Consider the following 23,263-nt stretch of genomic DNA (forward strand, 5'->3'; position numbering starts at 1 on the left):
GATTGTCTTTTCGCCAGTAAACGTTTTAAGATCGCGGCCTCACCTTCTCGCAACTAACCCGAAATATTTTTATGACAATCAATCCAGTTTCCCGCAAGGTCGCGTGGCTACGGGTAGTTACGCTTGCTATTGCCGCTTTTATTTTCAATACCACGGAATTTGTGCCAGTTGGTTTGCTGTCAGACATTGCTGAAAGCTTTCATATGCAAACCGCGCAGGTCGGCATCATGCTAACCATTTACGCCTGGGTAGTTGCCGTCATGTCGCTGCCTTTTATGCTTCTTACCAGTCAAATGGAGCGCCGTAAGCTACTAATTTGTCTGTTTGTTTTGTTTATTGCCAGCCATGTGCTCTCCTTTCTGGCATGGAACTTTACCGTGCTGGTCATTAGCCGTATTGGTATCGCTTTCGCCCACGCTATTTTCTGGTCGATAACCGCCTCGCTGGCGATCCGCCTGGCCCCTGCCGGGAAACGCGCGCAGGCATTAAGTCTGATAGCGACCGGCACCGCGTTGGCCATGGTGCTTGGGCTGCCCATAGGTCGCGTTGTTGGTCAGTATTTTGGCTGGCGCACCACCTTTTTTGCCATCGGCATGGGCGCATTAATTACGCTGCTATGTCTGATTAAGCTTCTACCGAAATTGCCGAGCGAGCATTCCGGCTCACTAAAAAGTTTACCTTTGCTATTCCGACGCCCGGCGCTGATGAGCCTCTATGTACTGACCGTCGTTGTGGTGACTGCGCATTACACAGCTTATAGCTATATTGAACCGTTCGTTCAGAATGTCGCCGGGCTCAGTGCGAATTTTGCTACCGTCCTGTTACTGATCCTCGGCGGCGCCGGGATCATCGGCAGCCTCGTGTTTGGTAAACTGGGTAATCGCCATGCCTCGTCGCTCGTCAGTATCGCTATTGCCCTGCTGGTTGTCTGTTTGCTTCTGCTGCTGCCTGCGGCGAATAGCGAAGCGCATCTGGCCATACTGAGCATTTTCTGGGGCATCGCGATTATGGTGATAGGGCTCGGTATGCAGGTGAAAGTACTGGCGCTGGCCCCGGACGCGACCGATGTCGCAATGGCGCTATTTTCAGGCATCTTTAATATTGGTATTGGCGCTGGCGCGCTGGTAGGCAATCAGGTGAGTTTGCACTGGTCAATGTCGGCCATCGGCTATATTGGCGCCATACCCGCCTGTGCCGCGCTGGTATGGGCTGTGCTCATATTCCGCAAATGGCCAGTGACGCTGGAAGAACAACCGCATTAAGACATTCGTCTGCCGGGAACAGGTTTCCGGCAGACGACAATGCGCCTTAGTGGTACGTTTTAATAATTTCCAACACGCCGTTGATAATAAATTGCACGCCCATACACACCAGCAGGAATCCCATTAAGCGGGAGATCGCTTCAATCCCCCCTTTACCCACCAGCCGCATAATAGCGCCAGAACTGCGTAAGCATCCCCACAGGATCACCGCCACGGCAAGAAAAATAATCGGCGGCGCGACCATAATGACCCAGTCGGGAAACTCGCCGCCATGACGCACCGTGGAAGCGGAACTGATGATCATTGCGATGGTCCCCGGTCCTGCGGTGCTTGGCATAGCCAGTGGAACAAATGCAATATTAGCCGTCGGTTCGTCTGCCAGCTCCTCCGATTTGCTTTTCGCTTCCGGCGACTCATGCGCCTTCTGCTGCGGGAAAAGCATTCTGAAGCCGATAAACGCCACGATTAACCCCCCGGCGATCCGTAGCCCTGGAATCGAAATACCGAAGGTGTTCATAACTAACTGCCCGGCGTAGTACGCCACCATCATAATAGCGAAGACATAAACCGAAGCCATATAGGACTGCCGGTTGCGTTCCGCACTATTCATATTGCCCGCAAGGCCAAGAAACAGCGCCACGGTGGTTAGCGGATTGGCTAACGGGAGCAGTACGACCAGCCCCAATCCAATCGCTTTAAACAAATCCATCATAATACTATCTCTTACCCATCAGCGTTTCATGAACCGGAAGTATAAAGTGAAATTGCCCAGGCGCGCCATTTCGCCAGTGTGCAAGTCAATATTCTTTACAACCTATAACCTGTAATTATCAATTAGTTACAAGTTATCACAGCACAATACCCCGGACGCCTTTTAGCAAATCGTGGCATCGGCCAATTCATTTAGTTGACTTATACTTGCCTGGGCAATAGTATCTGACGAAATTAATTACTTGCCGGGGCAACCATTTTGAAAAGCACCAGTGATCTGTTCAATGAAATCATTCCGCTGGGTCGCTTGATCTACATGGTAAATCAAAAAAAAGATCGCCTGTTAAATAACTATTTATCCCCGCTGGATATCACCGCAACACAGTTTAAAGTGCTGTGCTCGATACGCTGCGCGGGATGTATTACCCCGGTTGAACTTAAAAAAGTGCTGTCTGTCGATCTCGGCGCATTGACGCGGATGCTCGACCGCCTGCTGTGCAAAGGCTGGATCGAAAGACTGCCGAATCCTAATGACAAACGCGGCGTACTGGTGAAGCTAACGCCGGACGGCGCGGCAATTTGTGAGCAATGTCATCAACGACCAGGGCAAGACCTGCATCAGGAATTAACAAAAAACTTAACGGCGGACGAAGTGGCAACGCTTGAGTATTTGCTCAAGAAAATTCTGCCGTAGACAAAAAAGAGGTATGACGATGTCCAGACGCAACACTGACGCTATTACTATTCATAGCATTTTGGACTGGATCGAGGATAACCTGGAGTCGCCGCTCTCACTGGAAAAAGTGTCTGAGCGTTCAGGATATTCCAAATGGCACCTGCAACGGATGTTTAAAAAAGAGACCGGTCATTCATTAGGCCAATACATCCGCAGCCGTAAAATGACGGAAATCGCGCAAAAATTAAAAGAGAGCAACGAGCCCATTCTCTATCTGGCGGAACGCTATGGCTTTGAGTCACAGCAAACATTGACCCGGACGTTCAAAAACTATTTTGATGTGCCGCCACACAAATACCGGATCACCAATATGCATGGCGAATCACGGTATATGCTGCCGCTGAACCATGGCAACTACTAGTTTGTTTATGCGCCACGCGAAGAGCACTATGAAAATGCTGTTTCCCGCCCTGCCGGGTCTGTTACTTATCGCCTCCGGATATGGCATTGCAGAACAAACTTTGTTACCTGTGGCGCAAAATAGCCGCGATGTGATGCTGCTGCCCTGTGTAGGCGATCCGCCAAATGACCTTCACCCCGTGAGCGTGAACAGCGATAAGTCAGATGAATTAGGCGTGCCCTATTATAACGACCAACACCTTTAACCTCTTTGCCCCGTTTTGCGGGGCATTTTTTTAGTACCGTCTGGCTATGACAAGTCCGCCGCTATTACCCCGCGGCATGGTCTGAAATTAGCGTTTGTCTTCTTAGTAACATAATGCCTCATCCCCTGACGCGCGCAGTACGGCGCACACGAAATCCAAATACATTGATATAGAGTCCAGCCATAATCAGTACTGCGCCCGCAAGCTGCATCCCGGTCAACGTTTCCCCGAGTAACACCGCGGCGCTCGCCAGCCCGACTACCGGCACCAGCAATGATAACGGCGCCACGCGCCAGGTCTCATAACGCCCCAGTAACGCGCCCCAGATGCCGTAGCCAAGTATAGTGGCGACAAAAGCCAGATAAAGCAGCGACAATATCGTCGTCATATCGATGGTAATAAGGCTTTGCGTAATGTGATCCGCCCCCTCCAGTAGCAGCGATGACAGCAGGAACGGCAGGATCGGGATCAGCGCGCTCCAGACCACCAGCGACATCACCGCCGGGCGCGGACTATGTTGCATAATTTTTTTATTAAAGATATTGCCGCAGGCCCAGCTAAATGCCGCCGCCAGTGTCAGCATAAATCCCGACATCGCTATATGCTGTCCGTTGAGACTGGCTTCAATCAATACCAGTACACCTATAATCGCCAGGGCGATCCCCGCTAACTGCTTACGTTGTAACCGCTCGCTAAAAACAAACGCCCCCAATGCCATGGTAAAAAAGGCCTGCGCCTGTAATACCAACGACGCCAGTCCTGCGGGCATACCAAACTTTATCGCGCAAAAGAGAAAGGCGAACTGCCCAAAGCTTATCGTCAGGCCATAGCCCAGCAACAGCGTAAGCGGGACTTTAGGCCGGGCGACAAAGAAAATTGCCGGAAACGCCACCAGTAAAAATCGTAATCCTGCCAGCAATAATGGCGGCATATGGTGCAGGCCTACTTTGATGACAACAAAATTGAGCCCCCATACGACAACCACCAGTAACGCCAAAAAACCGTCTTTACGCGACATCATCGGCCCCTGTCATTATTAAAATTTTGTAAAAAGGTAAGTTATCGGAAATCAGTGCGCCATAACAGGACTTTTCTTTTTACCGTGAGCATGGCATTGAACAACACACGATGGGCAAAATCCTGCGTTATGGTATGTTAAGACTACGCTATAGCGTATAGACATCATGCTTTTGCGGGCACGGTAGATTAAAACGTCCCGATACGTAACCTCCATTTCAGGCAGGAAAAATGAATCCAGGATTGAGACGTTCGACGTTGGCTCTACTCGCCTCATCGCTGTTATTGACAATTGGACGCGGCGCCACGCTCCCCTTTATGACCATCTATCTTAACCGTCAGTACGGTTTAGGCGTAGATCTGATTGGCTACGCGCTGACCAGCGCGTTAACGATTGGCGTCGTCTTTAGTCTTGGCTTTGGGATTCTGGCGGACAAGTTTGATAAAAAGCGCTACATGTTACTCGCGATTATCGCCTTCGCCTGCGGATTTATCGCCATCCCAATGGTGCATAATGTCGTACTGGTTGTCCTGCTTTTTGCGCTTATTAACTGCGCCTATTCGGTTTTTTCTACCGTCCTGAAGGCCTGGTTCGCCGATAATCTCACCGCGACAACAAAAACACGGATTTTTTCGCTCAACTATACCGTACTCAATATCGGCTGGACGGTTGGCCCGCCGCTCGGCACGCTGCTGGTGATGCAAAGCATCAATTTACCCTTCTGGCTTGCCGCCATCTGCTCCGCATTTCCGCTGGTCTTTATTCAGGTATGGGTGACACGTTCGGTTGCCGCCAGCGAGGGGAAAAATGCCGCTATCTGGTCTCCCTCCGTTCTGCTGCGCGACAAAGCATTATTGTGGTTTACGCTTTCGGCATTTCTGGCCTCCTTTGTGGGGGGCGCCTTTGCGTCCTGTATTTCACAGTACGTTATGGTCGTTGCCGATAGCGGCTTCGCGGAAAAAGTGGTAGCCGTCGTCCTGCCGGTTAATGCGGTTATTGTGGTCAGTTTGCAATACGCCGTGGGCCGTCGACTTACCGCCGTCAATATTCGACCAATGATGACGACCGGCACCGTCTTTTTTATCGCCGGGCTCATCGGATTTATTTTTTCAGGCGACAATCTGTTTTTTTGGGGGCTTTCAGCGGCAGTATTCACGATTGGCGAAATTATTTATGCCCCCGGCGAATATATGTTAATTGACAACATTGCGCCTGCCGGGATGAAAGCCAGCTATTTTTCAGCGCAATCGCTGGGCTGGCTGGGTGCGGCGGTAAACCCGCTGGCCAGCGGCGTCATCCTGACGACGCTTCCTGCCTGGTCGCTTTTCGTTGTCCTGATAATCGCCATTGTGTTCGCCTGGGCACTGATGTTAAAAGGAATGCGGATTACCCCTACGCAGCAGGCTATCACCTGTTAATTATCTGCAGCCAGTGATGTGCGCAGTTTCTGGCGCACCGGGTTAACCCTATATATTGCAGGCTAATTATCTGCTATCACTGCGATAATTCAGGAATATTCCTGGGCGCTGACGAAAATATTCTAATGCTTTACCCTTCCAGTAAAATAAATACGCAATTCAGACTTTGCTTAAGTATAAATTAGTACTATAGTCTGTACGAGGTTTTTAAAAAAGAGGATGCACGCTAAAATAAGGAGAAACGAGATGTTAGGCAGTATTAACCTTTTTATCGTTGTATTAGGAATTATTTTATTTTCCGGATTTCTGGCCGCCTGGTTCAGTCACAAATGGGATGATTAATGAACGGAGATAATCCCTCGCAGAGCCGGCCCCTTGCTGCATCGTTGCGCAAGGGGCCGCTTTTGTCTGGATGGCAGGCAAAAAAAACCGCCGGTTCACCAGCGGTAAATGCTTGCATGGATAGATTTGTGTTTTGCTTATACGCTACCGGGCAAATTCTTGCGAGGATAACGGATCGCTAACGACTGTAGCACCGTCAATATCAATGAAGCTTAAACGATACGCAACCAGACCTGAATAAGACATTATGGGACCTTTTGTCCCCCAGGCGCTTTTACAAGACCCATGGTATCAGGCCAGCTGCATGCCCCGTATGGCTGACCTGGAGATTGCCGGTTAGCGCGCGTTATTTTTGCAGTCGGTTCACGCGAACAAGCGGTTCCTTCGCTTTCTTGTCCAGACTACCGTTAATGTTGATCATTTGATCCGGCTGAACTTCCCGCCCATCAAATACGGCGGAAGGAATTATCACGTTAATCTCGCCGGATTTATCACGAAATACATAGCGATCGTCACCTTTATGATCAATAAGGTTGCCGCGCAGCGAAACGGTCGCGCCATCATGCAGGGTTTTTGCCTGTTCGATGGTCATTTTTTCTGCATCATCCGTACCGCGATAACCATCCTCAATAGCATGAGGCGGCGGCGGTGCCACGTCTTTTTTTAATCCCCCTTGATCATCCGCTAGCGCGTAAGGCATTATCAGAAAACTTAGAAATGCAGCCACCTGTAGTTTCATGCTCTCTCCTTAATAACGTCTATTTGACGTATTAAGTCTGGCCGCTATTTTTAGTTTTTACAAACATGAATTTACCCGCAGAATATTAAGCAATAAAATCAACCCATCCGGATTAATATGCAACCGACATCAGCGCCGGTGAGCGCGAAAGCGTAACGGCGTAATAGTTAACTTGCCACATAGCTGAAGTCATATGCATCAACGTCTGGATAGCAATTCAGAATAATCGGCTTTATTTTTTGAGGATAATGGCCTTACGCATAATCAATGGCAGTCATCGCCGCAGGAAAGTAAGCAAGTTATGCAACAGCGGGTTTGTTGGTAACTGGATAAAATAATCATTCACTGACAATGTCATAAAATAAATATGCCATACTTGAGAAGAACGAACAGATTTCATTTGTCTCTGTAACGGAAAAATAAACGATGAGATTAGAACAGCACGATATTGTCACCCTTGATGAAGCCGAATCCGTCGATAGCCTGACAAAAAAACTTGGTGATTTACTGGTTAACCAGAAACTCCGTCTGACCACCGCAGAATCCTGCACTGGCGGGAAACTGGCTTCAGCATTGTGCGCAGCAGAAGATACGCCCTCATTTTACGGTGTGGGTTATGTCACCTTTACTGATGAAGCCAAAGCAAAAATCTTACGCGTACAACGCCACAGTCTTGCCGAACATACCGCCGTCAGCGAAGCGGTTGTTACTGAAATGGCACAGGGCGCTAAGGATCAGGCTGAGGTCAATATCAGCATAGCGATCAGCGGCTATGGCGGTCCGGAAGGCGGCGAAGATGGCACGCCGGCGGGCACCGTTTGGTTTGCCTGGAATATTAACAATACAACTTTTACAAGCCGACAACATTTCAACGGAGATTGTCAGGAAGTATTAGAAAAATGCGTACGCTTCGCCCTCGCTGAATTGCTTTTTCTGTTAACGAAGAAAGCATAAACAATAATTTCATCTGACCGGTCAGAACAACTCCCGGTCAGAATAAAAAAATGCGAGCCTATGGCCCGCATCGTATGTGCAATATTTCAGAATATATTTATGAAATATCAGGAGTAAAATTAATTACCGGATTTCCGTCCGCCACTGTGGCTATTCTGGCCACCTTTTTTACCCGCTTCAGATGCACGCTGTGGGTCGTTTTTAAAGTTCCCACCGCTATGCTGGCCGCCTTTACGACCTGCTTCTGAGGCTTTCTCTTTATCTTCTGCAAAATTACCGGAACCGCCGCGATGTTCTGCCATAATATAATCCTCATGATGATGTTGCGTTTTAAATATGATATGTCTTCTCATATCATGTGATACAGTTCTAAATCTAGTCGCCCTGTGCGCAGTGTCAAATTCATTTCTGCATTATTTACATAATACCACCACATAGCGGAAAATATATTTTTCGAAAACATCAACAGCGAAGCGGTAATAAATCTTTGGCAATCAAGCCACCACGGGAAAATAAGTAGAAAAATCCGAATGCACGCCCTTGTTATATTCAGACAACTTAACCCCATAAATTTAACTGGCTGTCATCAGAAGTTCAGGATTCATTTTCAGGCGGTTGTTCGACAGTGCCGAACAACCGTATCAGCTTAGCGATCGAGCCCACGATATTGCAACATGGGGTCAATATGCGGTTCATGTCCACGCCAGGCTGAATAAAGCGTTTCTAAATCAGTACTATTCCCCCGGGAAAGGATAGCATCGCGAAAACGCTGCCCGTTTTCACGCGTCAGGCCGCCCTGCTCTACAAACCATTGATAACCGTCATCCGCTAACATTTGCGTCCACAGGTAGGCGTAGTATCCCGCTGCGTAGCCGCCGCCGAAGATATGGGCAAAATAACTGCTGCGATAGCGGGGCGGCACTGCCGGTAAATCAAGATGCTCGGCGGCCAGCGCCTGTTGCTCGAACTCAGCGACAGACTGCTCTGCTACGCTCTCCTCCAGCATATGCCAGCGCATATCCAGCAATGCGGCGCCGAGCAATTCAGTCATATCGTAACCTTTATTAAATAAACTCGCCTTGCGCATTCTTTCCTGTAAATCAGCAGGCATTTTTTCACCGCTGTCGACATGACGCGCGTAGCGTTCGAACACACGTGGATGGCTCGCCCAATGCTCATTAATCTGGGAGGGAAACTCGACAAAGTCGCGGGGCGTATTGGTACCTGAAAGCGTGGCATAGCGCTGAACGGCAAACAAACCATGTAACGTATGACCAAACTCATGGAAGAGCGTAATAACGTCGTCCCAAAGCAGTAATGCAGGCTGCCCATCAACCGGTTTCTGATAGTTACATACATTGTATATAACGGGCCGGGTTTCATTGAGTGTGGATTGCTCGACAAAATTCCCCATCCACGCGCCGCCGCTTTTCGAGTCCCGCGCGAAGAAGTCGCCATAAAATAACGCCATGCCGACACCATCGGAGTCGAAAATCTCCCACACCCGAACATCAGGGTGATACACCGGAATGTCAAAACGCTCGACGAAGGTGATGCCGAATAGCTGGTTGGCGGTCCAGAAAACCCCCTCTTGCAACACCGTATTTAAGGCAAAATAGGGCTTCAGTTGCGCTTCATCTAACGCATATTTTTCCCGCCGTACCTGTTCAGCATAGAACATCCAGTCCCAGGCCTGAACGGTGTAGCCGCCCTGCTCACCATCAATGACGTTCTGAATTTCCGCCTGTTCATTGAGTACACGCTGACGCGCTGGCGGCACAATGCCACGCATAAAGCTCAGTGCGGCTTGCGGCGTTTTCGCCATCTGATCGGCCATTTTCCATGCGGCATAATTGGGGAAACCCAGCAGTTTTGCCTGACAGCGACGAATCTCTACCAGACGCTGAACGATAGCGCGGGTATCGTGGGCATCTCCTTTTTCCGCCCGAGTCCATGACGCTGCGAATAAATTTTCGCGGGTCTGGCGATCGCGCAGCGTAGCAAGCGCAGGCTGTTGCGTCGTATTAAGGAGCGGAATGAACCAACGCTCCTCCAGGCCTTTTTCACGCGCCGCTTCAGCAGCGACGGTCATTTCTTCCGGGCTTAATCCTGCCAGGCAATGCGCGTCATCGACCGCCAGCCCGCCCGCTTTACTTGCCGCCAGCAGACGCTGATTAAACTGACTCATTAAGGTCGCGGATTCAGTATTCAATACCTTCAGTCGCGCTTTATCCTCTTCGGCAAGCTGCGCGCCTGCCAACACAAAACGCTGATGGATAACATCGACCAACCGTAGCGACTCATCATCCAGCCCCAGTGAGTGACGCTGTTGCCAGACGGCGTCCACGCGAGCGAATAACGCGCTATTCAGATAAATATCGTTGGAGAGCGCCGCCAGCTCGGCAGAAAAGGCCTCATCCAACCGCTGGAGTTCATCGTTAGTGTGCGCGGCCGTCATCGCGAAAAAAATGCTGGTGACGCGTGACAGAAGCGCCCCGCTTTGCTCCAGCGCCAGAAGCGTATTCGTAAAGTCAGGGGCCGCCGGATGATTGACGATGGCCTCGATTTCCACGCGTTTTTGCCGCACGCCCTCATCAAAAGCAGGACGATAATGGCAATCTTTGATCCGATCAAAACGCGGTGCCTGATAAGGCAACATACTCTGGTCTAACAAAGGATTCGTCGACATTTTTCACTCCTGAAAATAGGTTGATCATAAGAGTAAGCTTCCCCCTATGCTGACCGCAACCGTGTTAACCAGGATTACCCTTTCATAAACGCCGCGTGCTATGGTAATACAACACAAAAAGCGTTGAGGAACTGTGTGATGATCGTTTTAGTAACTGGAGCAACCGCAGGATTTGGCGAGTGCATTGCACGCCGTTTTGTTGAGAATGGACATAAAGTCATTGCCACGGGACGTCGTCATGAACGCCTGCAAGCGTTAAAAGATGAGCTTGGCGAGAACGTATTGACCGCCCAACTGGACGTGCGCAACCGCGCGGCCATCGAAGAGATGATGACCTCTCTGCCTGCGCAGTGGCGCGATATTGATGTGCTGGTCAATAACGCCGGTCTGGCGCTGGGTCTTGAACCGGCGCATAAAGCCAGCGTAGAAGACTGGGAAACTATGATCGATACTAATAATAAAGGCTTAATTTATATGACCCGCGCCGTGCTGCCAGGAATGGTCGAACGTAATCGCGGTCATATCATTAACATCGGTTCAACCGCCGGCAGTTGGCCTTATGCTGGTGGCAACGTCTATGGCGCGACGAAAGCCTTTGTGCGCCAGTTTAGCCTGAATTTGCGCACGGATTTACACGGCACGGCGGTTCGCGTGACCGACATTGAACCGGGTCTGGTTGGCGGTACCGAGTTTTCCAGCGTCCGTTTCAAAGGCGACGATGAGAAAGCGGGTAAAACCTACGAAAATACCACCGCGCTCACGCCAGAAGACATTACCGAAGCGGTATGGTGGGTGGCCACACTCCCCGCGCATGTGAATATTAATACCGTTGAAATGATGCCTGTTACCCAATCTTTCGCAGGGCTCAGCGTCCACCGTAGCTAAGAGGTTATACCCGGTCTGCGGGCCGGGTAACCCCTGGCAAACGTATCTGCAACCAAGAACATGATCGGTATAGACCGCCACGGAAAAGTGGTAGAGTATCCGGGTCAACCGCCTAAAAAGTAAGAATGAATGACCGTCGAAACGCAGCTTAACCCTACACAGCCTGTCAACCAGCAAATTTACCGTATTCTTCGGCGTGATATCGTGCATTGTCTTATCCCGCCTGGCACGCCGCTATCAGAAAAAGAGGTCTCAACCCGTTTTAACGTTTCGCGTCAACCGGTGCGCGAGGCTTTTATAAAGCTGGCGGAAAATGGGTTGATTCAGATCCGCCCTCAGCGCGGTAGTTATGTGAATAAGATTTCGCTTTCTCAGGTACAGAATGGCTGCTTTGTTCGGCAGGCGATCGAATGCGCGGTGGTCCGCCGTGCGGCGGCGATGATCACCGACAACCAGTGCTATCAACTGGCGCAAAACCTGCACCTGCAACATATTGCTATCGAGCGCAAACAGATTGATGATTTTTTCCAGCTTGATGACGATTTCCACCAAAAGCTGGCGCAGATCGCCGATTGCCAGTTAGCGTGGGATACCATTGAAAATATCAAAGCGACAATCGACCGGGTTCGCTATATGAGTCTGGATCATGTTTCTCCGCCGGAGATGTTGTTGCGCCAGCACCATGATATTTTCTCCGCGCTGGAAAATCGTGACGGCAATGCGGTTGAGAGCGCAATGACCCAGCATTTGCAGGAAATTAGCGAATCCGTCCAGCTTATCCGTCAGGAAAACAGCGGCTGGTTTAGCGAAGACTAACCCCCCTTTAACGTCGGGGTGAGACGCCTTCTCCGCTTTCTCACCCTGCACATTCCCGCCTAAAAAGCCGTGAGCTTGATCAAAAACAAAAAAAATCCGCAACGATAAGCGTATTTATATGTCGCCCGTCATGCGGGGAAACCTGCGGGCTTTGGCTGTAAGTTTGAAAGGAGAAAACACCATGATGACATACGATCGTAACCGTAACGCAATCACTACCGGTAGCCGGGTCATGATAAGCGGCACAGGTCATACCGGGATTATCAAAGCCATTGAGAGCGAAGGTCTGGATGCAGGTCAAATTCGCCGCGGCAAAACGGTGATTGTCGAAGGTTGTGAAGGTAAATTCGCGCCGGTCGAACTGATTCGTCTTGGCATGAACTGATACCACTGGCCGCTAAGAACCGCTCCGGCCTTCCCGGTAGCATAATGCTACCGGGTCTCTGTTGCGCTACTTCAACCGCTCGGCATATTTCGCCACGCTCGCTTTCGCGCCATATGTTAGTAAACTGTCATAGGCTTCTTGCACTTTTTGCGTAAACCGCGCCGCCTGCGGCAAATCGTTGCCGAAAATTTCTGCCATTCCCAGCAGCGCCTTAACACGACTGGCGCCTTCTTCACTGTTTGCCACGGCGCGCTGAATAACCGGCAATAGCGGATCGCTAATGTCGATGGCCTTGCCCTGCTCATCCACGCCGCCAACATAACGCATCCACCCCGCCACGCCCAGCGCCAGCAAATCAAAATCGCTATGATTAGCAAGATGCCAGCGAACGGAGTCCAGCATACGCTGCGGAAGTTTCTGGCTGCCATCCATCGCAATCTGCCAGGTACGATGACGCAGCGCCGGATTACGGTAACGCGCAATCAACTGATCGGCATAACGCTGTAAATCTACCCCCTGGACTTTCAGCGTTGGCGCCTGCTCGCGTAACATTAACGCCTGCGCGGTCAGACGATAGTTGTCGTCATCCATACAGTCATTAATATGCTGATAGCCGGCAAGATACCCCAGATAAGCCAGGAATGAATGACTGCCGTTAAGCATCCGCAGTTTCATCTCTTCAAACGGAACCACGTCGGCGACCAACGTCGCGCCCGCGTTTTCCCACTGCGGACGACCCGCCACAAACGTATCTTCTATCACCCACTGACGAAACGGCTCACAGGCGACACCCGCCGGATCGCGCACGCCGGTCAGTTGTTCGATTTTATCCAGCGTCTCCGGCGTGACCGCAGGGACAATCCGATCAACCATGGTTGACGGAAATGTCACGTTTTGCTCGATCCATATCGCCAGTTCCGCATCCACCTCCCGGGCGTAAGCCGTTACAACCTGACGCGTCACATGCCCATTTTCCGGCATGTTGTCGCAGGACATCACGGTAAATGCCGGTAAGCCTGTGGCTTTACGACGTGCTAACGCTTCAACAATAATACCCGGTGCCGTTAGCGGTTGATGCGGATTTTGCAGGTCGGCGGCAATCATGGGATGTTCCAGCAGAAGTTGGCCCGTGGCAGGCGAATGACAATACCCTTTCTCGGTAATGGTCAGAGACACAATCGCTATCTGCGGTTCGCACATCGCCGCCAGCACACGTTCCAGACCATCAACCTGGACATGCAACGCCGCTTTGACGACGCCCACCACACGCGCCGTCCAGGCTTCCGCCGACATCTCCGCCACGGTATAGAGGTTATCCTGCTGCTTTAGATCGGCAATCTGCTGTTCGCCGCCAATAAGATTAACCTCATAATAGCCCCAGTCGCTATGCTGCTCCGCAGCCAGAATATCTGTATAAACCCCCTGATGCGCGCGATGAAACGCGCCAAAACCGAGATGGACCATCCGCGCCGCCAGCGCCGCACGATCGTAATCAGGAAGCGTCGCCTTTGCCGATAAAAGCCTGTTTTGCATTTTATAACCTCTATATTCTGAAAGCGGAACAGTCGCAGAGTAACGCCTGCCCTGGTGCATTTGGATTTACGCTAATTAAACAAAAGTGACCGGACAGCATGGCCGAAACCGCATTAGCGTTCCGGCCATACCATCGACACGATTTAACTCGTCTGGGTTGCGGAGTGGCGTAACTTCTCTGCCGCTGTCGCTTCCGCCGCATCCTCAGGCAGACTCAGGTCGCGATCTCTGACCTCCGGCATCAATAGCGCAGAAATCAGACCAATACACGAGTAGAGCACCAGCATAATTAAGATGGGCAGCCAGGAATCGGTCATGTTACAAAAGATCCCTGCGAGGACGGGGCCAAAGCCGACCGCCACCAGCCCCCCAGCCTCTTTTGAAATCGCCATCCGGGTGAAGCGATTACGCGATCCGAAAATTTCCGCCATGGTGATGTTTTCCAGCGCAAATAATCCCAGCACGGCAAAGTTATGAATAACAATGAGCGCCGCCATAATTACGCCAGGGCTATACGTTTTATCTACCACAATAGACAGCATCGGCCAGGCGAGAATAATCGCGGAGATATTCAATATTATATACGGCAGCCGACGACCGTATTTATCGGACAACCACCCCAAGAGTGGGATAGTGATAAAACCAATTACGGAACTTATCATTAACGCATCGGTTGGGATAGATTTGTTAAATAATAACGTCTGAACTAAATATCCGGCAAGGAAGGTTTGAATAAGCCCCGAATTCCCAGCTTGTCCAAAACGTAAACCGGTGGCCAGCCAGAAAGATTTGCTGGTAAACATCGCGCCCAATGTATTTTCTGACGCAGGCGTTAACGCTGGCGATTTTTCGCCTTCGCTTACTTTTTCGAATACCGGACTTTCTTTCAGATTCATTCGCAGCCAGATCGCGAATATCATAACAACGACGCTCGCCAGGAAAGGAATACGCCATCCCCAGGCGATCAGTTGTTCGCGTTCAAGCGCAAAGAACATCACCGCCCAGATCGCCGTCGCGCTCAACGTACCGCAGTTGGTGCCCATCGCGACCAGCGAGGAAATGATGCCACGCTTTCCTTTCGGCGCATACTCGGCCAGCATAGTACCCGCGCCGGAAATTTCCGCCCCGGCGCCCAGCCCCTGTATAATTCGCAATGTCACCAGTAATACTGGCGCAAAAATGCCGATTTGCGCATACGTCGGCAGTACGCCAATCAGCGTGGTGCAGATCCCCATCATGGTGATGGTAATAAACAATACTTTTTTTCGTCCGATGCGGTCGCCCATTTTACCAAAAACAAAGGCGCCGATAATCCTGGCTATATAACCTGCACCATAGGTGCCCATTGCCAGAATAAGCGCCATCGCGGCAGACTGTTCCGGAAAAAATATTTCATGGAAGACCAGAGCCGCGCCTAGTGAATATAACTGAAAATCCATAAATTCAAGCGCGGTGCCTAACCAGCCAGATACGGCAGCGCGCACTAAATCCTGAGTCGATCGTTCATGCTTTATTTGTGTCATATAGGCAATCTCTAAGAGGTAAGATGCGTACCACTTACTCGCAATTATTTATATTATTTCGCAAACGTGAGTAAGACTTTGCAGCATTGACGCTGGTCTTTCTCGAAAAGCTCAATCGCGTCGGTGACATGTTGATAATCAAATGTATGCGTTATCAGCTTATCCGGATCAATAAGCCCTTTATTCAGCCAGTCAATAACGACCGGGAATTTATTGGCATTAAGACGCGATGAATAAATAGCCAGCTCTTTTCCGGTAATACCCTGCTGTACAATCTCACACGGGTCGCTGGAAAATCCCATCAGGACAATGCGTGCCGCAGGCGATGCAAGGGTAATCGCCTCTTGCAGGATAGCGGGATGACAGGCGGCATCGACAATCAAGGTCGGTTTTAGCGCCTTCTGTTGTAGAAATTCCGCCAGTGAATGTTGACCATTATTGAGGGTCCAGTCAGCGCCGCTCTGCTTCGCCATCGCTAAACGCTCTTCAATGCGATCAACGACTATGACCGTTTTAACCTGATAACCCCCCTTCAGCGCCTGTACGGTCGTCAGTCCCATCGGGCCTGCGCCATAGATAAGCGCCACGTCCTGCTCGGTCGGATTCACCTGCCCCGTCACATTTGCCGCAATGGTAAACGGCTCAACCATGACGGCATGATGATCTGCGATGTTGTCCGGTATGCGATGAGCATTACGGGCCGGCGCCACCGCATACTCGCTGAAACCGCCGTCACGATGCACGCCCAGCACCACCAGCGAGGTACACACATTGGGTTTACCGACTGAACAAGGGTAACAATGCCCGCAACTGATCACCGGATCGACGGATACCCGTTCTCCTATCCGGTCGCGATTGACGTTGTCGCCTACCGCGTCGATGACACCGAAAAATTCATGGCCTATGACACGGGGATATTTTGCAAAGGGATTATGTCCCCGATAAATATGACTGTCGGAACCGCAGATACCCGCCAGTTTCACTTTAATACGAACTTCGCCCGGCGCAGGCTGCGGAAGCGCGCGCGTTTCGATAGTTAATGTATTCGGTTTTTCGATTACGATGCTTTTCATTTTTCGCTCCTTACCAGTTCCACAGTGTGCCGTCTTCCAGGCGGGCCACCGGCAAATAGGCTGGATCGTAAGGATATTTCGCCGCCAGTTTTTCATCGAACTCAATGCCCAGTCCTGGCTTGTCGCCCGGATGCATATAGCCGCCCTCAAACGTCCAGTTATGCGGGAAAACCTCCAGCATCTGTTCGGAGTAGCCCATAAACTCCTGCACGCCAAAGTTAGGCACCCACAGGTCGAAATGTAATGCCGCGGCCATACAAACCGGCGACAGATCGGACGGCCCATGCGAACCGGTACGCACCTGGTAGAGCGAGGCAAAATCGGCAATGCGGCGCATCCCGGTAATACCACCGGCATGGGTAATCGTGGTGCGGATGTAGTCAATCAATTGCTCTTCAATGAGCTGTTTGCAATCCCAGATACTGTTAAAGACTTCGCCTACGGCAATCGGCGTAACCGTATGCTGGCGGATCAGGCGGAAGCACTCCTGATTTTCAGCCGGCGTCGGGTCTTCCATCCAGAACAAACGATAGTCTTCAATACTTTTGCCAAAGCGGGCAGCCTCAATAGGCGTCAGTCGGTGATGCATATCGTGCAGAAGATGTTCATTAAACCCGAACGTATTACGCACGGCGTCAAATAGCTTTGGCGTAAAATCGAGATACTTTTCCGTTGACCACAATTGTTCTTCCGGCCACTGGCCTTTTGTCGCAGGCTCATAGGCCAGTCCCTTGCCTTTCGCCATGCCGTAGGTGGTTTTCATCCCCGGAACGCCGCACTGCACGCGGATTGCTTTGAACCCTTGCTCTTTATGACGCGCATAGTCTTCCAGCACATCGTCGATGGTGTGGCCTGTGGTATGGCAATACACCATGACGCCTTCACGCGAAGCGCCGCCGAGTAACTGATACAACGGCATATTGGCGGCTTTGGCTTTAATATCCCATAGCGCCATATCAACCGCGGAAATGGCGGACATGGTGACAGGACCACGGCGCCAGTACGCGCCTTTGTAGAAGAACTGCCAGATATCTTCGATGCGGTGAGCATCCCGCCCGATGAGTTGTGGACACAGATGATCGGTAAGGTACGAGGCCACCGAGAGCTCGCGTCCGTTCAGGGTGGCATCTCCCAGACCGGTGATCCCGTCTTCCGTGGTTATTTTTAAGGTGACGAAGTTACGCCCTGGACACGTAACAAAAACTTCAGCCCCTACAATCTTCATTTTTATTCCTTACATCGCATTATGGGATGCAGGAAATTTACCCAACTAAGCTACTACCATACAAGTATATTTATCTAAAAAGCGCTGCCCGATCACAAAATGTTCTGGCAGCGCGGCAATGTTACGTACGCCCCCATCCAACGACGATAATCAGCATTCCGCACAGCGCGATCAACGCGCCGCACCAGTCATAAACCGTGAGCCGGACGCCATCGACAACACGTAACCACAGGAGCGCAGTACAGACATATACCCCACCGTAAGCCGCATAAACCCGCCCACTCGCCGCCGGATGCAAGGTCAAAAGCCAGACGAATAACGCGAGTGACGCGGCGGCGGGCAGAAGCCACCACACGCTGGCGCCGCGCTTAATCCATAGCCAGGGAAGAAAACATCCAATGATTTCACAGAGGGCGGTGACAAAGAAAAGCAGAGTCGTCTTTAGCATGAGATTCATTTGGTTACGAAATGATAAGTGATAATACAACAGAATATCGTTACGGTTATCCGGCCATTCTTGTGTATATGCCAGGCATAAGGATTGGTGTAGAATTTACAGGTGGTTTACCGCTTTTTCCCCTCTGATGAAAGGATGTTGTGATGAACAATACGCTGAGCAAACGCCTTTGCCTGACGGCAATGCTTACGCTGGCTGCCGTTGTATATACTACTTCCGCATTCGCTGAAACCAGTAAACTGGTGATTGAATCGGGAGATAGCGCACAAAGTCGTCAGGAAGCGGCGATGGAAAAGGAACAATGGAACGACACTCGCAGTCTGCGCCAGAAAGTGAATACCCGCGCAGAAAAAGAGTGGGACAAAGCCGATGCCGCCTTTGATAACCGCGATAAATGCGAGCAAAGCGCCAACATCAACGCCTATTGGGAACCCAATACGCTGCGGTGTCTGGATCGTCGTACAGGTCGCGTTATTACGCCCTGATGCAGGATAACTAAAAGGAAGTGTAAGGATACAGTATGACAAGTGACTACAAGGTCAGACTGCGCCCGCTTGAGCGTGAAGATTTACGATTTGTCCACCAGCTTGATAATAATGCCAGCGTTATGCGTTACTGGTTTGAAGAGCCGTATGAGGCTTTTGTCGAACTGTCGGATCTCTACGACAAACACATCCACGACCAAAGCGAACGGCGCTTTGTCGTCGAATGCGATGGTGAAAACGCCGGGCTGGTGGAACTGGTGGAAATTAACCATGTGCATCGGCGGGCGGAATTTCAGATTATTATTTCGCCGGAGTACCAGGGAAAAGGCCTGGCATCACGCGCGGCCAAACTGGCGATGGATTACGGATTTACCGTACTCAATCTCTATAAATTGTATTTGATCGTCGATAAAGAGAATGAAAAAGCGATTCACATCTACCGTAAACTCGGGTTTAGAGTAGAAGGCGAGCTGATTCATGAGTTCTTCATTAACGGCGAATACCGTAACACCATCCGCATGTGTATCTTCCAGCAGCAGTATCTGGATGAACATAAAACGTCCGGTTCTACGCTCCTGAAACCCACCGCGCAGTAAGCGCGGCGCGGTAGTCACGGAGAGTCGCACCGCGCCCGGTTTAGTAGTAATCGATACGATTTTTAATGGTGTAATGGTGGGACACTGCCGGCTTAACGCTCTCATCGACGATAACAAGCCGGCAGTCAACAGGGTTCGCGTACGCATCATATTCGCAGCTCTGTATGACGTTGCCGACCTGTCGATCATCCACCCGGCTGACTGCCGTATAGTCCAGCTTTTTACGCGGGTCCGCGGAGGGTTTTGCCGTTACAGAGAGCGTATTCTGCGAGTTTATGGTTGTCTTACCTAACGGATAGCCTTCGCTATCATAGCGGTACTCGACTTTCATCTCTTTGCCCGTCGCCGATACCACAAAACCGTTGTCGTCCGTCTCCCAGGTCACGCCCGCCGAAGGCAACGCCGCCAGCTGGCACTTCCCCTGTAACTGCACCTTTTTTTCCAGCGTCTGAGCATCCCGGTAATAATTGGCATCCAGCACGAGGGCCAGCCCCGTATTATTCTCCAGATCGTGTAACTCAAGCGTATCAAAACAGCCTTCCTGTGAAAGCGTACCGGTGACCTGCTTCGCCACTTCGCCATGCTCACTCATCAATGTCTGGCTGAAATCCTTTACCGGACCACGTAATGGATCAAAATCAAATTCGTTCGAAAAACTGGCCATTTCCGGCGTAAAAGACTCAAGGGATTTCGGGTTATCACAACCTGCCAGTATCATGCACAATAACGTCAGTAAAAGGGGTTTCTTCACACGTATCACCAGGATGAAAAGATATTTATCATCATATTAGCAAATACAGTTATTTACACGAAAAATGCTAAGCTTAGAACATCGTCATTAATCACAGGAGTTCATGATGAAAATCGCAACTGCAATAGCCGCTCTGGCGTTAGTCAGCGCCTCCTCGCTGGTGATGGCGGCACCGGGATCGTGCGAGAGAGTAAAAAGCGATATTGAACAACGTATCATCAATAACGGCGTGCCGGCGGATAATTTTACGCTCACTATCGTTCCTAACGACCAGGCCGATCAGCCGGACTCACAGGTGGTGGGCCATTGCGCGAACGACACGCATAAAATTCTTTATACCCGCACCAACAGCGGCAATGCGCCAGCCAATACCTCTCCCGCTCAGGACGGTTCATCCGCCGAACCGCAATAACCTCCTCCTGCCCTCCGGGTCCGGAGGGTAACGCTCTTTGACATGGATTAATAATCCTTACTCCCAAAGGGGTAAACTCATTACATCATTAGCATGTTAATAATTTCGTTATAGTTATCAATATATAGCGAAATAATAACGACAATGGAGTGAGTGATGCCCGGAGAAAAGCAACAAACAGGCGTTAGCCGCAGGACGTTAGTGAAATCAGCGGCGCTTGGCTCACTGGCGCTGGCTGCCGGAGGCGTATCTTTACCGTTTGGGATGCGTACCGCGGCCGCGGCGGTGCAGCAGGCCATGCGCAACGAAGAAGATAAAATCGTCTGGGGCGCCTGTTCGGTCAACTGCGGCAGTCGCTGCGCCCTGCGTCTGCATGTAAAAGATAATGAAGTCTGGTGGGTTGAAACTGATAACACTGGCGACGATGTCTACGGCAATCATCAGGTTCGCGCCTGTCTGCGGGGCCGTTCAATCCGTCGGCGCATTAACCATCCGGATCGCCTTAACTATCCCATGAAACGCGTTGGCCGCCGCGGCGAAGGCAAATTTGAACGCATTAGCTGGCAGGAAGCACTGGACACCATTAGCGCCAGCCTGAAAAAGACCGTAGAGACCTACGGCAATGAAGCCGTTTATATCCACTATTCATCCGGCATCGTAGGCGGCAACATAACCCGCTCGTCGCCTGCCGCCTCGCCGGTGAAGCGTTTGATGAACTGCTACGGCGGTTCGTTGAATCAATACGGCTCATACAGTACCGCGCAAATTTCTTGCGCCATGCCCTACACCTATGGCTCCAACGACGGCAACAGCACATCTGATATCGAAAACAGTAAACTGGTGGTCATGTTCGGCAATAATCCGGCTGAAACACGCATGAGCGGCGGCGGCATTACCTGGTTTCTGGAGCAAGCGCGTGAACGCTCAAATGCGCGCATGATCGTGATAGATCCGCGCTATACCGATACCGCTGCCGGACGTGAAGACGAGTGGATACCGATTCGCCCCGGCACCGACGCCGCGCTGGTGGCGGGAATTGCCTGGGTATTGATTAACGAAAATCTCGTTGACCAGCCTTTTCTCGATAACTATTGCATCGGCTACGATGAAAAGACCCTTCCGGCTGACGCGCCCCCCAATGGCCATTATAAGGCTTATATTTTGGGTCAGGGCGAGGACGGTATCGCCAAAACGCCGCAGTGGGCATCGCATATTACCGGCATCCCCGCCGATCGGATTATCAAACTGGCGCGCGAGATAGGCAGCGTCAAGCCGGCCTACATCTGTCAGGGTTGGGGCCCGCAGCGTCAGGCGAACGGCGAACAAACCGCTCGCGCCATCGCCATGTTACCGATTCTGACCGGCAACGTCGGCATTCATGGCGGTAATAGCGGCGCACGCGAATCCACTTACACCATTACCATTGAACGTCTGCCGGTCCTGGAGAATCCCGTTAAAACCGCCATCTCCTGCTTTAGCTGGACGGACGCCATTGCGCGCGGCCCGGAAATGACCGCCCTGCGCGACGGCGTACGCGGCAAAGATAAGCTGGATGTCCCGATCAAATTTCTATGGAACTACGCTGGCAACACCCTGATTAATCAGCATTCGGATATTAATAAAACCCATGAAATTCTTCAGGATGAAGCGAAATGCGAAATGATTGTGGTCATCGACAACTTTATGACCTCTTCCGCGAAGTACGCCGATATTTTACTGCCGGATCTCATGACCGTCGAACAGGAAGATATCATCCCCAATGATTACGCCGGCAATATGGGATATCTGATTTTTATCCAACCGGCGACGACGCCTAAGTTCGAGCGCAAGCCCATCTACTGGGTACTCAGCGAAATCGCCAGACGCCTCGGCGACGATGTGTATCAGCGGTTTACCGAAGGCCGTACCCAGGCGCAATGGCTGCAATATCTGTACGCCAAAATGCAGGCAAGAGATCCGGCATTGCCCGCGTATGACGATCTGAAAAAAATGGGCATCTATAAACGTAAAGATCCCAACGGCCATTTTGTCGCCTATAAAAAATTTCGTGAAGATCCGCAGGCCAATCCGTTAAAAACGCCGTCCGGTAAAATCGAAATCTACTCGAGCCAACTCGCTCACATCGCCAGTACCTGGGAGCTGGCGGAAGGCGACGTGATAAGCCCACTGCCGATTTATACCCCTACTTTTGAAGGATGGGACGATCCGAAACGGAGCACCTTCCCGCTACAGCTGTTTGGCTTTCACTATAAATCCCGTACCCATTCAAGCTACGGCAATATTGATGTTCTGCAGGCCGCCTGTCGCCAGGAGGTGTGGATAAATCCGCTTGATGCGCAAAAACGTGGTATCGCGAATGGCGATAAGGTTCGCGTCTTTAACGATCGTGGAGAGGTGCGTCTACCCGCCAAAGTCACGCCGCGTATTCTGCCGGGCGTCAGCGCGATGGGTCAGGGCGCATGGCATAATGCGGATATGGCTGGCGATAAAATTGACCACGGCGCCTGCATCAATACGCTCACGACGCTGCGTCCTTCCCCCCTGGCAAAAGGGAATCCTCAACATACAAATCTGGTGGAAATCGAAAAAATCTAAGCCGCCTGCTCCGGGACGTTTTTACGCGCCCGGAGCTCCCCGTTTTGCGAACA

The 23,263-nt window shown here is 51.0% G+C and carries 25 protein-coding genes; 14 read left to right on the plus strand and 11 right to left on the minus strand.

Going from position 1 to position 23,263, the window contains the following annotated elements; all coding sequences use genetic code 11:
- Positions 1-71 precede the first annotated feature (71 nt).
- The gene (locus HU143_RS11985; protein WP_021294140.1) at positions 72-1,262 is read left to right on the plus strand and encodes a sugar transporter; all 1,191 of its coding nucleotides are present in this window, start codon (positions 72-74) and stop codon (positions 1,260-1,262) included.
- A gap of 46 nt (positions 1,263-1,308) precedes the next feature.
- Here the strand turns inward: HU143_RS11985 and HU143_RS11990 are convergent, their stop codons facing one another.
- The gene (locus HU143_RS11990; RefSeq protein ID WP_000968968.1) at positions 1,309-1,974 is read right to left on the minus strand and encodes a MarC family NAAT transporter; all 666 of its coding nucleotides are present in this window, start codon (positions 1,972-1,974) and stop codon (positions 1,309-1,311) included.
- Positions 1,975-2,232: 258 nt separating this feature from the next.
- On the opposite strand from HU143_RS11990, the gene marR reads away from it, so the two are divergent.
- The 3 genes from marR to marB are packed head-to-tail and all read left to right on the plus strand — an operon-like array spanning position 2,233 to position 3,314.
- Positions 2,233-2,667 carry a multiple antibiotic resistance transcriptional regulator MarR gene (gene marR, locus HU143_RS11995; protein WP_000843434.1) on the plus strand — a complete coding sequence of 145 codons (435 nt, stop codon included), beginning with the start codon at positions 2,233-2,235 and terminating at the stop codon, positions 2,665-2,667.
- 19 nt (positions 2,668-2,686) lie between these two features.
- Positions 2,687-3,070, plus strand: coding sequence for an MDR efflux pump AcrAB transcriptional activator MarA (gene marA, locus HU143_RS12000; protein ID WP_000091194.1), 384 nt, complete (start codon positions 2,687-2,689; stop codon positions 3,068-3,070).
- A 28-nt stretch (positions 3,071-3,098) separates the two neighbouring features.
- Positions 3,099-3,314: a multiple antibiotic resistance protein MarB gene (gene marB / locus HU143_RS12005; protein WP_000783049.1), complete on the plus strand. Its 216-nt coding sequence runs from the start codon at positions 3,099-3,101 to the stop codon at positions 3,312-3,314.
- 118 nt (positions 3,315-3,432) lie between these two features.
- Here the strand turns inward: marB and eamA are convergent, their stop codons facing one another.
- Positions 3,433-4,335 (minus strand): O-acetylserine/cysteine exporter, encoded by a 903-nt coding sequence (gene eamA / locus HU143_RS12010; RefSeq protein WP_000987750.1) that lies wholly within the window; start codon positions 4,333-4,335, stop codon positions 3,433-3,435.
- A gap of 227 nt (positions 4,336-4,562) precedes the next feature.
- On the opposite strand from eamA, the gene ydeE reads away from it, so the two are divergent.
- Together ydeE and mgtS are read left to right on the plus strand one after the other, a co-directional pair.
- On the plus strand, positions 4,563-5,750 hold the full coding sequence (ydeE, locus tag HU143_RS12015) for an efflux MFS transporter YdeE (protein WP_001068056.1): 1,188 nt from the start codon (positions 4,563-4,565) through the stop codon (positions 5,748-5,750).
- Positions 5,751-5,996: 246 nt separating this feature from the next.
- Positions 5,997-6,092 carry a protein MgtS gene (gene mgtS, locus HU143_RS12020; protein ID WP_000901531.1) on the plus strand — a complete coding sequence of 32 codons (96 nt, stop codon included), beginning with the start codon at positions 5,997-5,999 and terminating at the stop codon, positions 6,090-6,092.
- A 346-nt stretch (positions 6,093-6,438) separates the two neighbouring features.
- Here the strand turns inward: mgtS and HU143_RS12025 are convergent, their stop codons facing one another.
- Positions 6,439-6,831, minus strand: coding sequence for a YdeI family stress tolerance OB fold protein (locus HU143_RS12025; RefSeq protein WP_000776348.1), 393 nt, complete (start codon positions 6,829-6,831; stop codon positions 6,439-6,441).
- Between the two features lie 426 nt (positions 6,832-7,257).
- On the opposite strand from HU143_RS12025, the gene HU143_RS12030 reads away from it, so the two are divergent.
- Positions 7,258-7,785 (plus strand): 2-oxo-tetronate isomerase, encoded by a 528-nt coding sequence (locus HU143_RS12030; RefSeq protein WP_001235357.1) that lies wholly within the window; start codon positions 7,258-7,260, stop codon positions 7,783-7,785.
- A gap of 119 nt (positions 7,786-7,904) precedes the next feature.
- On the opposite strand, the gene HU143_RS12035 is transcribed toward HU143_RS12030, so the two are convergent.
- Positions 7,905-8,087 (minus strand): general stress protein, encoded by a 183-nt coding sequence (locus HU143_RS12035; protein ID WP_000807642.1) that lies wholly within the window; start codon positions 8,085-8,087, stop codon positions 7,905-7,907.
- Between the two features lie 344 nt (positions 8,088-8,431).
- Entirely contained in the window at positions 8,432-10,474 is a 2,043-nt protein-coding gene (dcp, locus tag HU143_RS12040; RefSeq protein WP_023227489.1) for a peptidyl-dipeptidase Dcp, read from the minus strand.
- A 138-nt stretch (positions 10,475-10,612) separates the two neighbouring features.
- On the opposite strand from dcp, the gene ydfG reads away from it, so the two are divergent.
- From ydfG to ydfZ, 3 genes are all read left to right on the plus strand, one after another.
- Positions 10,613-11,359: a bifunctional NADP-dependent 3-hydroxy acid dehydrogenase/3-hydroxypropionate dehydrogenase YdfG gene (gene ydfG / locus HU143_RS12045; RefSeq protein WP_020839359.1), complete on the plus strand. Its 747-nt coding sequence runs from the start codon at positions 10,613-10,615 to the stop codon at positions 11,357-11,359.
- A 129-nt stretch (positions 11,360-11,488) separates the two neighbouring features.
- Positions 11,489-12,175 carry a GntR family transcriptional regulator gene (locus HU143_RS12050; protein WP_000215562.1) on the plus strand — a complete coding sequence of 229 codons (687 nt, stop codon included), beginning with the start codon at positions 11,489-11,491 and terminating at the stop codon, positions 12,173-12,175.
- A gap of 181 nt (positions 12,176-12,356) precedes the next feature.
- A complete protein-coding gene (ydfZ, locus tag HU143_RS12055; protein ID WP_000989267.1) occupies positions 12,357-12,560 on the plus strand; it encodes a putative selenium delivery protein YdfZ in 204 nt (67 codons plus the stop codon).
- 66 nt (positions 12,561-12,626) lie between these two features.
- Here the strand turns inward: ydfZ and HU143_RS12060 are convergent, their stop codons facing one another.
- The 5 genes from HU143_RS12060 to HU143_RS12080 form a co-directional block, all read right to left on the minus strand.
- Positions 12,627-14,093 carry a mannitol dehydrogenase family protein gene (locus HU143_RS12060; RefSeq protein WP_023227488.1) on the minus strand — a complete coding sequence of 489 codons (1,467 nt, stop codon included), beginning with the start codon at positions 14,091-14,093 and terminating at the stop codon, positions 12,627-12,629.
- Positions 14,094-14,236: 143 nt separating this feature from the next.
- Complete coding sequence (locus HU143_RS12065; RefSeq protein WP_000192118.1) at positions 14,237-15,616, minus strand: MFS transporter; 1,380 nt, start codon at positions 15,614-15,616, stop codon at positions 14,237-14,239.
- Between the two features lie 53 nt (positions 15,617-15,669).
- Positions 15,670-16,689, minus strand: a complete 1,020-nt coding sequence (locus HU143_RS12070; RefSeq protein ID WP_023227487.1) for a Zn-dependent oxidoreductase — start codon at positions 16,687-16,689, stop codon at positions 15,670-15,672.
- Positions 16,690-16,699: 10 nt separating this feature from the next.
- Positions 16,700-17,914 (minus strand): starvation-sensing protein RspA, encoded by a 1,215-nt coding sequence (gene rspA / locus HU143_RS12075; protein WP_023227486.1) that lies wholly within the window; start codon positions 17,912-17,914, stop codon positions 16,700-16,702.
- 121 nt (positions 17,915-18,035) lie between these two features.
- On the minus strand, positions 18,036-18,362 hold the full coding sequence (locus tag HU143_RS12080; RefSeq protein WP_000921382.1) for a YnfA family protein: 327 nt from the start codon (positions 18,360-18,362) through the stop codon (positions 18,036-18,038).
- Positions 18,363-18,514: 152 nt separating this feature from the next.
- Here HU143_RS12080 and HU143_RS12085 point away from each other — a divergent pair, with 152 nt between their 5' ends.
- Entirely contained in the window at positions 18,515-18,856 is a 342-nt protein-coding gene (locus HU143_RS12085) for a DUF1283 family protein (protein ID WP_001066440.1), read from the plus strand.
- A gap of 35 nt (positions 18,857-18,891) precedes the next feature.
- On the plus strand, positions 18,892-19,452 hold the full coding sequence (gene speG, locus HU143_RS12090) for a spermidine N1-acetyltransferase (protein ID WP_000199997.1): 561 nt from the start codon (positions 18,892-18,894) through the stop codon (positions 19,450-19,452).
- Between the two features lie 40 nt (positions 19,453-19,492).
- Here speG and HU143_RS12095 read toward each other — a convergent pair whose 3' ends face one another.
- A complete protein-coding gene (locus HU143_RS12095; RefSeq protein WP_064441688.1) occupies positions 19,493-20,203 on the minus strand; it encodes a YnfC family lipoprotein in 711 nt (236 codons plus the stop codon).
- Positions 20,204-20,306: 103 nt separating this feature from the next.
- On the opposite strand from HU143_RS12095, the gene HU143_RS12100 reads away from it, so the two are divergent.
- Both HU143_RS12100 and ynfE read left to right on the plus strand, forming a co-directional pair.
- A complete protein-coding gene (locus HU143_RS12100) occupies positions 20,307-20,615 on the plus strand; it encodes a DUF1161 domain-containing protein (RefSeq protein ID WP_077909998.1) in 309 nt (102 codons plus the stop codon).
- A gap of 156 nt (positions 20,616-20,771) precedes the next feature.
- Positions 20,772-23,210, plus strand: coding sequence for a selenate/tellurate reductase subunit YnfE (gene ynfE / locus HU143_RS12105; protein ID WP_023227484.1), 2,439 nt, complete (start codon positions 20,772-20,774; stop codon positions 23,208-23,210).
- Positions 23,211-23,263 lie beyond the last annotated feature (53 nt).

This window comes from Salmonella sp. SJTUF14076 (assembly GCF_015534835.1).
Classification (GTDB): Bacteria; Pseudomonadota; Gammaproteobacteria; order Enterobacterales; family Enterobacteriaceae; genus Salmonella; species Salmonella enterica.